Genomic DNA, 14,611 nt, shown 5'->3' with positions numbered 1-14,611 from the left:
ATAGTTTAAAGTAGATGATTAGTTCACCGGACGACGGCAGGCTATCATGTAGTTGACGTCTAGGTTTTCGGTAAGATGATAGTGTTTGGTTAGCGGATTATATGTGAAACCGCTGCTGCCCAGCCATTCAAGACCAGCCTGCCGGCACAGACGCGCCAGCTCGGCCGGTGTGATGAATTTGTGGTGATCATGGGTGCCACGGGGCATCAGTTGTAAAATGTGTTCGGCGGCAATGATGGCTTGCAAATAGGATTTTGTGTTGCGATTGATGGTGGAGAAACAAACAACTCCGCCGGGTTCCGTCAGTTCGGCACAAGCTCTGACTACGCTGCCAGGATCAGGAACGTGTTCCAGCATTTCCATACATGTAACGGCACCAAAGCTGGCAGGCATTTCTGCGGCTAAATCTTCTACACTGACTTTACGATAGCTTACATTGCTGATTTGCTCCTGCATGGCGTGCAACTGGGCTATTTTGAGCGATTTACCGGCTAAATCGATGCCAGTCACGCTGCTGGCGCCTGCTTTGGCCATGGCTTCACTTAGAATACCGCCTCCACAGCCTACATCCAGAATTTTTTTGCCTGCCAGTCGAGCATAGCGGTCGATAAATTCGAGACGTAAGGGATTAATGTCGTGTAATGGTTTGAATTCACTGTTTTTATCCCACCATTTGTGCGCGAGCTGGCTGAATTTGTCGATTTCGCTAGCATCAACGTTGGCTGGCGCGGCCGGAAGATGAGTATGTTCCTGAGTTGGGGTATTCATGATTATTTTTCCTTGGTTGCGGTGGTTTTAGCCCACAAGGCAATGATATTGTTTTTTTCACGCGGGCGTGCTCCTGACCATATTTCATGCCATGGTTGCGGAGGTTCGGCTTTGGGGTCGCGGGTCACTAAACGGTATTCACACTCAGGATTATCTGCCTGCAAAGGTATCCAGCTATATTGCTGCCAGGCAATGCGGGTACTGAAATTGTCGTGATTGATGCTGATGCAGGCATGCCGGTCGCTGAATGCCTGTAACTGCTGCTTGCTCAGGCTGTTTTCCATCTGCTGAACCACTGGCCGTGCCGATTTGGCCGCATCCAGCCAAGGCAAAAACAGGGTCAATAGCAGTGACCATACTAATAAAACTCCGGCTGCCCAGTTGGTTACTGCTTGTCGGCCTCGAATATGCTGGCGGGTAATGGCCCATAGCCATAGTGGTGTCAACACGCAAGCGACAATCAAGGGAAAGTAATTGACATCGTAGCGGTAATAGGGGCTGAAATAAACGGCACGGGCAGCTAGTTTGGCCGGCCAGCCATAATTCATGGCGATGAAGCCAAGCCAGAGGAAAAGTGCCAGAAAGCCAAAAGCCATGATGCCAAACCAGTTGAGGAAGGCGATGGCTCCGCGACGCAATGCATCCAGCTGGGCGGCTCCGAGTAAGGCCAGAGGTGGCAGCACGATTACCAATAAATCCTGATATTGCAGCGGCAGCAAGGCAAAAACTGGTAGGCATAGACTTAGCCATACGATAGCAAGCACGCCCCAGCGTTGTTTTTTTAGCTTGCCGCGCGTAGCAGTCCAGATGGCCAGAGGCCATGCAGGAAAGGCAAACCAAAGCAAATTTTTTAAATAGTATCCGAGCGAGAAGTGTACTTCTTGATGTTGAAAACCACCTAAAGGTGCCAAAGCATGATACTGCCACCACAGATTAAAAATATTGGTAGCGGTCTGATGCAGAGCAAGTGGCCAAACTATCATTAGAGGTAAGGCACAGAGCAGGGATATCAGTAAAACTAGATAATAGCGCCGGCGACGCCACTGAGGGTATAAAAGTAAGCTGAATGCTACCAGCATCAGCAGTAATGGCCACAATAGGCTGCCGGTCAGAGACAGTACGGCCCAGCCACCGCCCAGCATCATGCAGGCCATCATGATGCGACGATCGGACAGGGAAAAACCATACCAGCACATGGCGGAACCAAGAAATAGGATAATGCTGTCGTTGATAAAATGAGCCGGTATTAGAATCCCAGTACAGCCGAGTAATATGAGAATGGTGATGCGTCCGTAGCCACGACCAAGAAACTGGCGTCCGGAGCCGCCGATGCAGGCAAACGTACACACAATCAAAATGACATTGGTTAGACGCGTGGCTTCAAAGGCGTCCATTTGGTTGGGGCTAAATAAATGTTGGCATAGGGCAGACAACCAAATATAGAGTGGGGAGGCTTCCCAGTTTATTTCGCCAAAAATAGTGGGAACTGCCCAGTGCGCTTTGTGCCACTGGCTGGCGGTGGTGAACAGATAAGGTTCACCTGGTGTCCATAAATCATGATGCAATACCCCCGGCCAGAGCCACACGAATACCAGTAACAACCAAAGCCATGAACGCTTTTTATTCATGCTTTGTGAGCTGGGTTTGCTGGGTGTATAGGTGAGCATAGGTGATTAACAGCTGTTTAGGGGTGATATAAGGCTTTATGTTAGCGGAAAATGCAGTAGGCAGCCAGATGAGGCTGCCTGTGGCTACGATGATTAGGGCGAAAATTAATCCTAATCAAGGTGTTTGCTTAGATTCACCTGTGTCAGTGGTACTTTGCGAGTACGGTAGCGAAGTTTGTGATACAGGTAAAAGGCAGCAAATACTGGTAGACCCATATAGGTAATAGCAAAACGCTGCCATTTGAAGTCACCATGTAGTAATAATTGGCTGTCTTGTCCGATAATCACCAGAATACACAGTAATAGCGCCAGAATGGGGCCAAATGGAAACCATTTAGCGCGATAAACCAGTGAATTGATGTCGTTACCTTGCTGCACAAAGGCGCGGCGAAAACGGTAGTGACTGATGGCTATGCCTAGCCAAGCAATAAAACCAGTCAGACCAGAAGCGGCTACGATGTACTCGTATGCACCTTCGTCCACACTTTCTAGCAAAAAAATTGCCAATACGACAATGGCTGTAGCCAGCAAAGCCAATACGGGCACGCCGCGCTGGTTGACTGCTGAAAAGCGCCGGTGTGCCATGCCATCTTTACCCATGGCGTACAACATACGAGTAGAAGCATACAGGCCAGAATTACCGGCAGACAGGATGGAAGTGAGAATAACGGTATTCATCACGGCAGCGGCAAAAGCCAGCCCAGCGCGCTCAAACACAAGTGTAAACGGTGATTTGGCAACCTGATCCACGTCAGCACCGAGTAAGGCATCACTGTTATAAGGAATCAGTAGGCCAATTACTAACATGGCTAGAATATAGAAAATCAAAATACGCCAAAACACTTGTTTGATGGCTTTGGGAATGCTTTCCTGCGGGTTTTCTGATTCGCCGGCGGTAATGCCGATGAGCTCGGTGCCCTGAAATGAAAATCCGGCAATCAAGAATACACCGAGTACGGTAAAGAAACCACCCGACCAGCCATGTCCGAGTATCGGTGCATCGCCAATGGTGAAGTTGCTCAGGCCGACATATTGACCGCCAAGAATGCCGAATATGGTCAGCACGCCAACGCCGAGAAACACAATTACTGTGACTACTTTAATGAGAGCAAACCAGTATTCTGATTCACCATAGGCGCGTACAGACAGTATATTGAGCAGAAACACCAGAGCAAAGAACAGCAAACTCCAGCTCCATGCCGGCATAAAGCGCAATGGTTCCCAGTAGGTAATCACCAATGAGGCAATGGAGATGTCTGCAGCAACGGTAATCACCCAGTTAAACCAGTAATTCCAGCCCAGTGCAAAACCCAGCGACGGATCAACAAAGCGGGCTGCATAAGTTGAGAATGAACCGGAAGTAGGCAGGTAAGTGGCCATTTCGCCTAGTGAGGTCATGAGAAAATACACCATAATTCCGATGGCCATATACGCCAGTAAGGCGCCACCAGGGCCGGCATCGTGAATCGCGCTGCCACTGGCCATAAACAAGCCTGTACCAATACTGCCGCCAATGGCAATCATTGACAGATGGCGGGTTTTCAGATGGCGTTTAACTTGGTTGGAAGAGGAATTGGCGTCTGTCATTCTGATAATGTGTAATTATATGCGCCGGTATGTTGTAATTGAGCAGAACTGTACTACCTTGCGGCCAACTTCAGGCGCGCACCGGAGGTACGGTGTGACATACCGGAATGGATTGTCTATTTTAGGGTTTAATAGCGTATGCCGGATATTTTTATCCTTTTTGCATACTGGGTTTTGTTGCAAAAGTCTTTATTATAACAAATTGTGTGCGTTACTGGCATGAGAATTCAGAGGTAACGCTCTCCATGATAATATTTACCATTATTCAGCATAATTATATTTTCGGGCCAGCGCAGTGCAGCCAGATGCATCTGGCTGTCTGCTACAGCAATGGCCTTTTTGCGTTCCCGCCAGCGTGCACCAATGGAAAAATCCACGCAAAATACCTGACGTTGCTGCCCCAGCCAATGTGTAGGAGGCTCCTGAAATAGTTCTTTGCGGTGTTCGGCTACGCCGGTGCCATACCAGCTGCGCCAATAATGGCCAATTATTACCGCCACAGGGTCGGTATACTGCTGCCACCACGGTTTACGTACCGTGAAGCGCCAGCGGCCGTTGATGTAAAAAGGCTGTTGTGTGATGGCCTGAATGCCGCTGGTGAGCGCACGTATTGGATTGTGGCAGCTGCGTAGCAGGTCATAATGGGCTGTACCTGCTTGAAACGTCATCGGATAGTGCTCATTTTCCAAATCTTTATTTAATTGCTGCTGCTCCTGCTGATATGGCTCGTACCATTGTGTATTTCGGAAATCATCTAAGAAGCGGTTTTCCCAGTAATGATATTGTTTTACCAGAGAAGTTTCACCGCATTCTAGTAATTTATTAATACTTTCTGGCAACCACGCAGCGTGAACGATGCGCAAATCGTCCCGTTGCAGAATTAATGGCCATTGTGCGATGGTTTCCTGTAATTGCCTGCGTTGGGCAGCGGGATAGTGCTGCCATGGCGCGAACCGTGCTTCATCCTGTGGCCGGTTATCAAAATACCAGCCAGCTCCGTCTTTGGGGTCGTTGATTAATAAGTTGAGTTCATGATTACCGATAATGGTAAATGCGTTTTCAGAGGCGGCGGCCTGTATCACCCAGTCAAGAACAGCAGGGCTATTTGGCCCACGGTCGCATAAATCGCCAACAAACACGAGCTTACGTCCGTGTTGATGGCGACCGTAATCATCGTAGCCAAGAAAGTGTAATAACTGCTGTAAAGCTTCCCACTCGCCATGAACATCACCAATCACGTCCAGCGCGGTGTTGGACGGTAAGGGGCGGATAAAGGTACTCAAATCAGAATACTTCATTTTAATGGCCTGTGTTAACAGACCTGACTGCTGTCTGTGCAAATATTTATTATTTTAAAACAATATTTAATCAACTAAATTCAATTAACATAGCACAAAATATTTAAGTATGCCAATTTCCCGCTATAAATGTCCTTTTATGTATGATTAATGTCAGTAAAAGTGTATGGAAATGATTTAGGTATAAATAATCAATAATGACAAAGCTGACTAAAAATTAGATATTTACCGTTAGATTATTTACTAAGCAGATATACAGAAACGAAAACTTATCCGCTCGTATCGGCTGTTTGTTTTGCACTGAAAAAATAAATTCAATGCTTTATTTTCCATAATAGCTACTTAGGTGTTCTAGACCACTCCATTAAACGTTTATATTTGTTTCCAATGCCGTGAGTACCTTTTATTAAACATTGGCTGGGAGGCCTTTCGCATACTCATTGCTATTACCAGTCTGCTATTTTCCGTTTGTTGGTCCCTCTTTGATGTTTAGAAACATTCTGAATAACTCAAACAAGTAGGAAATATAATATTTATAGTTAATTGAATATCAAGGTATATCGTGCCCTGACATCTGGTAATAACGTATTTTGCAATATGCATATATTTATTTGTGTTTTCTGGAAATGAGTCGATGAAGATATGGGCATGCTTAATAGCAATTGTCGGATAGTGTGTCGGCCGCTTTTAGCATGTGGACAAGGTAACGGTTATTTGCGTTGGCATTTAATGCCTCTATATTTAACTATTGTCCGGGATGTGTTCGGATTGACGTGATTATTGCTGAAATTAAAATATTAATTTCAATTGCTTATTTTGAGTAGTATTGGTTGTTAGTATGATTGATTGCTTTTGCTGGTAAATGATTTTGCCAAGCTGCTTGATTTCAGCTAAAATCTGGCCTCTTTAGTATATTTGCACCTATAGCTCAGTTGGAAGAGTGTCGGTTTCCGAAGCCGGAGGTCACAGGTTCGATCCCTGTTGGGTGCACCAAGTTAGTATTTAAGGGTTTCAGGATGGCTGAAACCCTTAAATTTTGCTACCTGTACATTTGTTTAAAACAAAATTTCAAACAAAATATAAGTTTTAACACGCAGGGTTTAGACAGTGCTACAGAAAAAATGTACTGTATTGTAATTAATGCACCGATAAGGGGTTGTACGGATTCAGGTTTGATTGTGGCTGTGTATCAGTTGGGAGCGGCTACATAGCGTCTAGTTTGAATTATTCGTAATATTATGATTAAAGCTGATGCAGGACGTGGCTATTTGTACTGTTGCTAGATTTTTTCTAATCAGTTCTGAAATTTTTACTATCTGTAAGCAAAATTTGATCTTGATATTTTTTGCTAAATTGAGTGCACAACTGGTACCACCTATTACGATTATTACAGCGGTGGTTATTTTACATAAATCTTTCAAGGCAATTTCTGCTATCGATACGATACTTACGCTGGCTGGCGTGTTGTTAATAGATAGCAAGCTAAAATTAAGGCAACAATAATTATTATGCCATATAGATAATTGTTGCTCAATTAAAGCGTGCCTTTTTTTGAAAGCCAATGATTTCGAGACTACGAATCTGGAATTAGTAGGTGGGTATGTTGCAGTCTACTTCTCTTGACCATGCATCGATGCCGCCCTTGAGATTATAAAGATTTTCGAAGCCGGTATCCTGTAAATACAATGCTACTTGCATGCTGCGCATGCCATGATGGCAGTAAATTACGATTGGTTTATCGTCCGGTAATTCGTTTTGGCGCAAGGGAATCATATTCATCGGAATATGGAAATACCCAGGAATAGCTGCATACTGGACTTCGTTGTCTTCACGTACGTCAAGGAGGACAAAATCTTTTTTTTGCTGCTGCCATTGCTGCAATTGTGCTGCATTTATTGTCTGAATGGTCATATTAATAAATTGATTCTGTGTGATGTGTATGGATATTAATCTAATTTGATAATGTGACTGTATGCCTGCAGGCATTTGCTTTGTTAGCCGGATCAAATGATACCTGTGTTTATCTGAATATGCCAATGCAGCACAACTGGCAGTAGCTCAGACTATTGGCTAGCTTGGTTATAGTGGCAGTATCGAAAAGGCTGGATTTTTGCGTGAATTCTGTCTCGTTGTATGCCTATTGAGCGCTTACTTAGGCTGCCATTTGCCTTCATTGTCTTTATGATAAACCTTTTCGACAGCAGCCCATGCTACTCGAAAGGCAATGGTTTCTGCATCGCTATTATCGCGGCGTTTTTTCGGATCCTGATATTCTGCTATGGCGTGATTAAATGCTTCTTTGAATATGTCTTGCGCATGTTCCGGTAAAGCGTGCCGTACTGATGCAGGTAGATCACTGCGGTGCTGATAAGGCATGATATTGCTCCCGATTTTGGTTCTATAGCCTAGTAAATCGCAATAAGTGGCTTAATGCAATCAGTTTTTCTAATTATGTTTTTGTTTTAACTAGGTTTTGATTTTTTATTACCTAAAGAGGGAAGATGACAGACAGATGGATGGATCGGATGCAGCCGATATTAATATGCAAGAGAAGTTAAACATATTGTTTGGTGTATGTATGCATACTGATTGGACTGTTGATTTGCTGGCTGAAAGCTAAGTGCTAGATATGGCGTAGAAGTTAGTATACTGCGATATTTGAATTTGAGAATGCACAGGCAGCACCGTTGCCGTAATGGCTACAAGTGCTGCTTTTTAAGAAACGATAGAATCAGAATCTGAATTGATTGGGTGTCGGTGTTTCCAGACTGTGTAATGCAGGTGCTACGGTTTCGAACAGTACGGTTTCTTTAAGCTGATTATTCTGGCGCTCAAACAGAATGGCACGCATTACTGGCGCTTCACCAATAATGGCTACCATGCGGCCATCTTCAGCCAGTTGCTCAAGTAGGGTGGTAGGCAGGGTAGGCAGGGAGCCGCCTACGTAAATGGCACTAAATGGAGCGCCAGGTAGCTTGTCTGCTAATCCATCGCAGGTTTTGTAGCTGATATTGGTGTAGTCAAGGTCACTGAGAACGAACTGAGCACGCTGCTGTTGTTCGGCATCTATATCTACAGAGATGACTTTTCCGGCCATTTTTGCCAGTATGGCCGTGGCGTAGCCAGAACCGGTACCTATTTCTACTACGGTATCGGTGAGGTTGAGTTGTAATGCCTGAATCATGCGTGCGACTACTTTTGGCTCAAGCATTTTGCCACCGTTGGCCAGTCCGAGTGCCTGATCTGTATAGGCTACTTCCTGTTGCTGTGGCAGAACAAAGCGTTCACGCGGAATATCGGATAATACATCTAGTAAGTCGAAATTTAATACGTCCCATGGACGGATTTGCTGCTCAACCATGTTATAGCGGGCGGTATTGAAATCCATGTCTGCTCCGAAAGGCTGATTACCCGCGCGGCGGGTGGGTAATTAAGTAGGTTTGTATTATAAAAACATTGTTATGTGATGTTGGATTGGGTACACCACATGAATTTGACCCGGAAAGATTATAAAACTATTTACGTTGTGACAATAGGGCAAAGACAGTTGCGGTGTAGACGAATATCTACGAGCAGGCTCATTGTGATTGGGTAAGGTTATGTCGACATGTCGAAAAAGCACAGTTTGTAGTGTTTTGTCAGATAAATGATGCGTGATGCTGCAATGCTTAGCTTTGGAGTCGGAAGAGATCTATTGTTTATCTTCTGCAGTGCGGCTCTGCACAGGGGGTAATCGGTAGGTTCTGACTTATTATATTAATAGGACGCAAGTAGTGATTTTCCGTTACAATGCCGCCGTTTGCAAGCTCTTTCAGTTTGCAGTATGTGTGATAAATACTCTATATACTGTTTTGTTCAGTGTTAGCCAATCTATAGTCAGTAAGGAAAAAATATGTGGCAGCAGAAATGGATAATCGGCAATTGGAAGATGAATGGCAGTCAGTCGGCAAACCGGCAACTGCTACAAGCATTGCTGAAACCAGTAGATGTAGCTGCGGCTCATGTTTACTGTGGTGTGGCGGTGCCGAATGTTTATCTTGCCGGAGTGAATGAATTCACGCGTGATACATCGCTGGCGGTAGGGGCGGAAGATGTGAGCCGTTTTGCTGCAAACGGTGCTTTTACTGGAGAAGTTAGTGCGCAAATGCTGGCAGATGTGGGTGCGCAGTTTGTGCTGATCGGACACTCTGAGCGGCGGCAGTATTTTCACGAAGATAATCAAGAATTGCTGATTAAGCTGCAAAACAGCATGGCAGCAGGCCTGCTGCCGGTGCTGTGTGTGGGGGAAACACTGGCTGAACGTGAACAAGGACAGGAGCAGGTAGTAGTAAGTGCACAGCTGGATGTGCTGGCCAGTCTGGGGATGAGAGAAGTGGTGGTGGCTTATGAACCAGTATGGGCGATTGGTACCGGCAAAGTGCCGTCTGTAACGCAGATCACTGCGATGCATCAGCTGATTTATCAGCAAATCTTGTCTTTGTGTGGTGAAGATGTTAAAATCCGCGTCCTTTATGGCGGTAGTGTCAACGCTGGCAACGCGGCTGAAATTCTGGCTGTGCCACATGTTGATGGTGCGCTGGTTGGCGGAGCCTCGTTGCAGGCTGACAGTTTTGCCGCTATTATTCAGGCTGCATATGCGCCTGCTTGATAAAAGTTGATATCATGGAAGCATTCAAAACCCTTATTTTAATCGTGAATATTTTCGCGGCGCTGAGTGTTATTGTGCTGGTGTTAATGCAGCAGGGCAAAGGTGCGGATGCGGGCGCAGCATTTGGTTCCGGTAGTGCTCAGGGTGTATTTGGTGCTGCGGGCAATGCAAATTTTCTCAGCCGCAGCACAGCGATTGCGGCCACTATATTTTTTATTACTTGCTTGGCTTTAGGCTATATTTCCACGCACCGCCACAGCGGCTTGGATTTTAGTAATGTGAAGCAACAGCAAGTAGTGGTACCGGCTAAGCCAGCAGCTGCCAGTGCACCGGCGGTACCGGTGAAACCGGCACAGAAGCCGCTGATACCGGAATAGGAATTTTTTACAGTTACATGCCGACATGGTGAAATTGGTAGACACGCCATCTTGAGGGGGTGGTGACCTCAGGTCGTACGAGTTCGATTCTCGTTGTCGGCACCATATTAGAAACATACAATTCACAACAAGCATATTTAGGTATGCAAGTTAGCAAAATAATATTGCTGATATGTATTGTTGATTTCAATTGGATGATAGGGCAGCCTATAGGGGCTGCCCTTTTTATTTATGGCGAATATATCCGAACGTGATTGGGTAGGATGAGTTGATTAATTATGTTTATACAGAGGTATCAGACTGTAAAGATTGTCTGTCTGTCCGCCTGTTTGGAATGAACCTTAGTTTATGGAAAAATCCTGATGACCAATACTGATCCTTTTGCCTATTTAGAAGGCTTAAACGATGAGCGCACTCTGGCATTGATTCAGCAGGCGGATGCAGCGACTCAGGCTGAGTTTGCAACAGGTGCTGAGTATGAAGCAGTACGTGATGATATGGTGACAATACTGCGTGATGAGCAGCAAATACCGTTTTGTCAGGAACATCGTGCACGCATGTATCATTTTTATCAATCGGCTGAATTTCCGAAAGGTGTGTATCGGGTATGTTCTGCTGCCAGTTATCGTGCTGGTTTGCCTGAATGGAAAATTTTGTTTTCTGTGGCCGATTTTGATGAACTGCTTGGAGATGATGTGTATTTGCAGGGTGTGGCACATTATGTGCAGGCGCCCGAGCATGTGCTTATCAGTCTGAGTGCCGGCGGTGCTGATGCAGCCTATACCATTGAGTTTAATCTAAACGAAGGTAAAGTGGTTGAGGGAGGTTTTCATTTTCCTCTGAGTAAAAGCATCATTAGCTGGCGTGATACAGAAAGTGTATGGATATGTCCAGCATGGGATGAGCGGCAGCTGACTCAGGCTGGCTATCCACGGCAGGTATGGCTGATGCACCGCGGGCAAACCTTTGCGCAGGCGCAGCCAGTGCTAGAAATGCCAGCTGATGGCATGATGGTGAATGCATGGCGTTATTTAGATAGTCAGGGCGCGCCGATTGATTTAATTGAGGCGGCAAGCGGCTTTTATCACAAGCAATATTATCAAGTTATGGCGGATTTAAGTGCCAAACCGCTGGGATTGCCTGATGATTGCGAACTGATGGGCTATCTATACGGGCAGTTGCTGGTGCAGTTGCGCAGTGGCTGGCAGCGTGCGAACCGAAGTTATCCCGCCGGTAGTCTGGTTGCAGTGAAATTACATAAAGGTGAGCTGGGTGCTGCTGAAGTGATTTTTCAGCCTAAGAATACTCAAGCAATTGAAAGCATTGAAACCACACGGCGGTTTGTATTGGTGTCGATACTAGATAATGTAAGCAGTCGTTTACTGGCGTGGCAATTTGGTAGCAATGGCTGGCAGGAAGTTTCATTGCCCAATTTGCCGGATGGCGCGCTTGAAATTACAGACCAGCCTTGGGGCGGCGATGTGGTCTATCTTGCAATCAGTAGTTTTTTGGATCCTTTGACACTGTATACGCTTGATGTACATTTGGGAGAATTGTGTGTGATGCGGCGACAGCCGCAGCAGTTTGATGCGGCAGGGATGCAGGTGAAGCAGTTCAGTGCTGCTGCATCTGATGGGACGTTTATTCCTTATTTTCATGTTGGTAAACATATGAATAAGGAAATGCCCACTATTGTTTATGTTTATGGTGGCTTTGGTATGCCTCAGCTACCCTATTATCTAGGTAGTATTGGTCGGTACTGGTTGGCAAAAGGTTATGCTTTTGTACTGGCAAATATTCGTGGCGGTGGTGAATTTGGACCTCAATGGCATGAGGCAGCCCGCGGTATTCATAAGCATGTTAGTGTAGATGATTTATTGGCAGTGCTAGATGATTTGTATTCTCATGGGCGAGCCAGTGCGATGCATACAGCAATTCAGGGCGGTAGTAATGGGGGGCTTGTGGTGGCCGCTGCATTTTGCCGCCAACCGCAGTGTATGGGGGCGATGGTGTGCGAGGTGCCGCTTACGGATATGTTGCGCTATCCTTATCTTTCAGCCGGTTCTTCATGGGTAGATGAGTATGGTGATCCTGTTGATTCAGTTGAAAAAAATGCATTGCTTCAACTCTCGCCCTATCATAATTTGGGCAAATTGCAACACTACCCACCTGTTTTAATTACGACTAATCTTCATGATGACCGTGTACATCCGGCCCATGCACTGAAGTTTTTTGCACGTTTGCGTTCGCTCAGACAGCCGGTATGGCTGGCTGTGCCCGACACAGGTGGGCATGCAGGGGGTGCGACTCAGGAAAATACTGCAGCAGAATTGGCGCTGATTATGAATTTTTTATATAAAACGATTGCTGACGATGATTCAATCTAAATCTAATAACTTGTGGCAAAAAAACAGGCTGTGCTAATATGGCTGCCGCTTGTCGTGTAATCTGCGCAGGGTGATAAGTAAAAATGCGCTGAAAATCGCTGAAAACCATAGAAAATACGGCAAAAAACAATTTGAATGGTAAACTCTATTTTTATTAGGTACAATAATATCAACAACTAAAAAGTTGATTAATTCAATTAACCCTGTCCGTATCGCAGCGGGCAAAGAAAAGAAAGATCAGTCAATGGATAACAATATCGAACAACGCGTGAAAAAAATTGTTGCAGAACAATTAGGCGTGAGCGAAGCTGAAGTAAAAAACGAATCTTCATTTCAGGAAGATTTGGGTGCTGACTCACTGGACACCGTTGAATTGGTAATGGCTCTGGAAGAAGCATTCGGTTGCGAAATTCCTGATGAAGAAGCTGAAAAAATCACTACTGTGCAACAAGCTATCGACTTTGTTGGCGCACACCTGAATTAATTCCGTGTAGTGTTGGTCAAATTCAAATTCCTCTGTCGAACTAAGGTGTCAAGTATCGCCTGATTCGGTAGAGGTTTTTTTCTTACGAGCAAATTATGAGTAAAAAACGAGTAGTCATTACCGGCCTGGGTCAAGTATCTCCTGTGGGTAATGATATCACCACAGCATGGCAGAATTTACTTGCAGGTAAAAGCGGCATTGGCACGATTACCCATTTTGATGCTTCGTCTTTAGTTTGCCAGATTGCTGGTGAAGTTAAGAATTTTGATGTAACGCAGTACATCAGTGCTAAAGAGGCACGCCGGATGGATTCTTTCATACATTATGGTGTGGCTGCTGCTCTTCAGGCGATAGCTGATGCAGGGCTGGATGATATTCCGGGTTTAGATAAAACCAGAGTAGGGGTAAATATTGGTGCGGGTATAGGTGGTTTGCCGGCAATTGAGGCCACTGCACGTACCGTAGTGGAGCAGGGTGCCCGTAAAATCAATCCATTTTTCATTCCCAGCTCACTGATTAATCTGATATCTGGCCATGTTACGATTTTAAAAGGTTATCAGGGACCAAGCTACGGTATGGTTTCTGCCTGCACTACTGGTGCGCACAGTATCGGTGATTCTGCACGCCTGATTAAGTATGGCGATGCGGATATTATGATTGCTGGCGGTGCCGAAGGTGCCATCTGTGAGTTGGGTGTGGGTGGTTTTGCTGCCATGAAGGCACTATCTACTCGCAATGATGATCCGGCCACAGCCTCCAGACCATGGGACAAGGATCGTGATGGTTTTGTGATGGGTGAAGGTGCTGGTGTAATGGTGCTGGAAGAGTATGAACATGCCCGTAAGCGCGGCGCCACGATTTATGCTGAGCTGGTTGGATTTGGTATGAGCTCCGATGCATATCATATTACTGCTCCGAATACTGAGGGTCCGGCTCTAGGGGTGACGCGTGCTCTGAAAGATGGTGGCCTGAATCCAGAAGATATTGATTATGTAAATGCGCATGGTACCTCCACTCCGCTGGGTGATGTGAATGAAACCAACGCATTAAAATTGGCTTTAGGCGAACAGGCCAGAAAGCTAGTGGTGAATTCTACTAAATCGATGACCGGCCATCTGTTGGGCGGTGCTGGTGGTGTGGAAGCCGTTTACACTGTAATGGCTATTCACACGCAGAAATCTCCGCCTACGATTAATATCTTTGAGCAGGATATTGAGGCAGGCTGTGATTTGGATTATTGTGCCAATGAAGCACGGGATTTGCCAATTCGTGCAGCTATTTCCAATTCATTCGGTTTTGGCGGTACCAATGGGTCGCTGGCGTTTAAGCGTTTTGAAGATTAAGCGCTTTTGAAGTCCGCAATGTACACACAGGTTGTCTGATTAACAGGCAGCC

At 45.7% G+C, this 14,611-nt stretch carries 13 protein-coding genes and 2 tRNA genes; 8 read left to right on the top strand and 7 right to left on the bottom strand.

Features of this window, described 5'->3' with window-relative positions; all coding sequences use genetic code 11:
* Positions 1-18: 18 nt before the first annotated feature.
* The 4 genes from ubiG to BHC43_RS10510 form a co-directional block, all read right to left on the bottom strand.
* The gene (gene ubiG, locus BHC43_RS10525; protein ID WP_100157343.1) at positions 19-768 is read right to left on the bottom strand and encodes a bifunctional 2-polyprenyl-6-hydroxyphenol methylase/3-demethylubiquinol 3-O-methyltransferase UbiG; all 750 of its coding nucleotides are present in this window, start codon (positions 766-768) and stop codon (positions 19-21) included.
* A 2-nt stretch (positions 769-770) separates the two neighbouring features.
* Positions 771-2,435, bottom strand: coding sequence for an ArnT family glycosyltransferase (locus tag BHC43_RS10520; protein ID WP_100157342.1), 1,665 nt, complete (start codon positions 2,433-2,435; stop codon positions 771-773).
* Between the two features lie 111 nt (positions 2,436-2,546).
* A complete protein-coding gene (locus BHC43_RS10515) occupies positions 2,547-3,959 on the bottom strand; it encodes an amino acid permease (protein ID WP_323811394.1) in 1,413 nt (470 codons plus the stop codon).
* A gap of 290 nt (positions 3,960-4,249) precedes the next feature.
* A complete protein-coding gene (locus tag BHC43_RS10510; RefSeq protein WP_100157341.1) occupies positions 4,250-5,320 on the bottom strand; it encodes a metallophosphoesterase in 1,071 nt (356 codons plus the stop codon).
* 917 nt (positions 5,321-6,237) lie between these two features.
* On the opposite strand from BHC43_RS10510, the gene BHC43_RS10505 reads away from it, so the two are divergent.
* Together BHC43_RS10505 and BHC43_RS10495 are read left to right on the top strand one after the other, a co-directional pair.
* Positions 6,238-6,313, top strand: a tRNA-Arg gene (locus tag BHC43_RS10505).
* Between the two features lie 258 nt (positions 6,314-6,571).
* Positions 6,572-6,823, top strand: a complete 252-nt coding sequence (locus tag BHC43_RS10495) for a hypothetical protein (RefSeq protein ID WP_100151829.1) — start codon at positions 6,572-6,574, stop codon at positions 6,821-6,823.
* Positions 6,824-6,907: 84 nt separating this feature from the next.
* On the opposite strand, the gene BHC43_RS10490 is transcribed toward BHC43_RS10495, so the two are convergent.
* The 3 genes from BHC43_RS10490 to BHC43_RS10480 form a co-directional block, all read right to left on the bottom strand.
* Positions 6,908-7,231, bottom strand: coding sequence for a rhodanese-like domain-containing protein (locus BHC43_RS10490; RefSeq protein WP_100157367.1), 324 nt, complete (start codon positions 7,229-7,231; stop codon positions 6,908-6,910).
* 237 nt (positions 7,232-7,468) lie between these two features.
* Positions 7,469-7,696: a ChaB family protein gene (locus BHC43_RS10485; protein ID WP_100157339.1), complete on the bottom strand. Its 228-nt coding sequence runs from the start codon at positions 7,694-7,696 to the stop codon at positions 7,469-7,471.
* Between the two features lie 355 nt (positions 7,697-8,051).
* Positions 8,052-8,708, bottom strand: coding sequence for a protein-L-isoaspartate O-methyltransferase family protein (locus BHC43_RS10480; protein WP_100140515.1), 657 nt, complete (start codon positions 8,706-8,708; stop codon positions 8,052-8,054).
* Between the two features lie 504 nt (positions 8,709-9,212).
* Between BHC43_RS10480 and tpiA the strand changes: the two genes are divergently transcribed.
* From tpiA to fabF, 6 genes are all read left to right on the top strand, one after another.
* Positions 9,213-9,968 carry a triose-phosphate isomerase gene (gene tpiA / locus BHC43_RS10475; RefSeq protein WP_180297488.1) on the top strand — a complete coding sequence of 252 codons (756 nt, stop codon included), beginning with the start codon at positions 9,213-9,215 and terminating at the stop codon, positions 9,966-9,968.
* Between the two features lie 14 nt (positions 9,969-9,982).
* Complete coding sequence (gene secG / locus BHC43_RS10470) at positions 9,983-10,345, top strand: preprotein translocase subunit SecG (protein ID WP_100151827.1); 363 nt, start codon at positions 9,983-9,985, stop codon at positions 10,343-10,345.
* 19 nt (positions 10,346-10,364) lie between these two features.
* A tRNA-Leu gene (locus tag BHC43_RS10465) sits at positions 10,365-10,450 on the top strand.
* 254 nt (positions 10,451-10,704) lie between these two features.
* On the top strand, positions 10,705-12,732 hold the full coding sequence (locus BHC43_RS10460) for a prolyl oligopeptidase family serine peptidase (RefSeq protein ID WP_373885642.1): 2,028 nt from the start codon (positions 10,705-10,707) through the stop codon (positions 12,730-12,732).
* Between the two features lie 244 nt (positions 12,733-12,976).
* Positions 12,977-13,216 carry an acyl carrier protein gene (gene acpP / locus BHC43_RS10455; protein ID WP_025331393.1) on the top strand — a complete coding sequence of 80 codons (240 nt, stop codon included), beginning with the start codon at positions 12,977-12,979 and terminating at the stop codon, positions 13,214-13,216.
* 95 nt (positions 13,217-13,311) lie between these two features.
* Positions 13,312-14,559: a beta-ketoacyl-ACP synthase II gene (gene fabF / locus BHC43_RS10450; protein ID WP_100151825.1), complete on the top strand. Its 1,248-nt coding sequence runs from the start codon at positions 13,312-13,314 to the stop codon at positions 14,557-14,559.
* Positions 14,560-14,611 lie beyond the last annotated feature (52 nt).

This window comes from Snodgrassella alvi, from assembly GCF_002777855.1.
GTDB classification, from domain to species: domain Bacteria; phylum Pseudomonadota; class Gammaproteobacteria; order Burkholderiales; family Neisseriaceae; genus Snodgrassella; species Snodgrassella alvi_E.
This window is presented reverse-complemented; position numbering and strand designations above follow the sequence as displayed.

Excerpts from the sequence above, each read along its gene's own strand:
- BHC43_RS10515 (WP_323811394.1), bottom strand. The coding sequence starts at position 3,959 with ATGATTGCCATTGGCGGCAGTATTGGTACAGGCTTGTTTATGGCCAGT.
- fabF (WP_100151825.1), top strand. The coding sequence starts at position 13,312 with ATGAGTAAAAAACGAGTAGTCATTACCGGCCTGGGTCAAGTATCTCCT.
- acpP (WP_025331393.1), top strand. The coding sequence starts at position 12,977 with ATGGATAACAATATCGAACAACGCGTGAAAAAAATTGTTGCAGAACAA.
- BHC43_RS10520 (WP_100157342.1), bottom strand. The coding sequence starts at position 2,435 with ATGCTCACCTATACACCCAGCAAACCCAGCTCACAAAGCATGAATAAA.
- ubiG (WP_100157343.1), bottom strand. The coding sequence starts at position 768 with ATGAATACCCCAACTCAGGAACATACTCATCTTCCGGCCGCGCCAGCC.
- BHC43_RS10510 (WP_100157341.1), bottom strand. The coding sequence starts at position 5,320 with ATGAAGTATTCTGATTTGAGTACCTTTATCCGCCCCTTACCGTCCAAC.
- BHC43_RS10480 (WP_100140515.1), bottom strand. The coding sequence starts at position 8,708 with ATGGATTTCAATACCGCCCGCTATAACATGGTTGAGCAGCAAATCCGT.
- secG (WP_100151827.1), top strand. The coding sequence starts at position 9,983 with ATGGAAGCATTCAAAACCCTTATTTTAATCGTGAATATTTTCGCGGCG.
- tpiA (WP_180297488.1), top strand. The coding sequence starts at position 9,213 with ATGTGGCAGCAGAAATGGATAATCGGCAATTGGAAGATGAATGGCAGT.
- BHC43_RS10495 (WP_100151829.1), top strand. The coding sequence starts at position 6,572 with ATGCAGGACGTGGCTATTTGTACTGTTGCTAGATTTTTTCTAATCAGT.
- BHC43_RS10485 (WP_100157339.1), bottom strand. The coding sequence starts at position 7,696 with ATGCCTTATCAGCACCGCAGTGATCTACCTGCATCAGTACGGCACGCT.
- BHC43_RS10490 (WP_100157367.1), bottom strand. The coding sequence starts at position 7,231 with ATGACCATTCAGACAATAAATGCAGCACAATTGCAGCAATGGCAGCAG.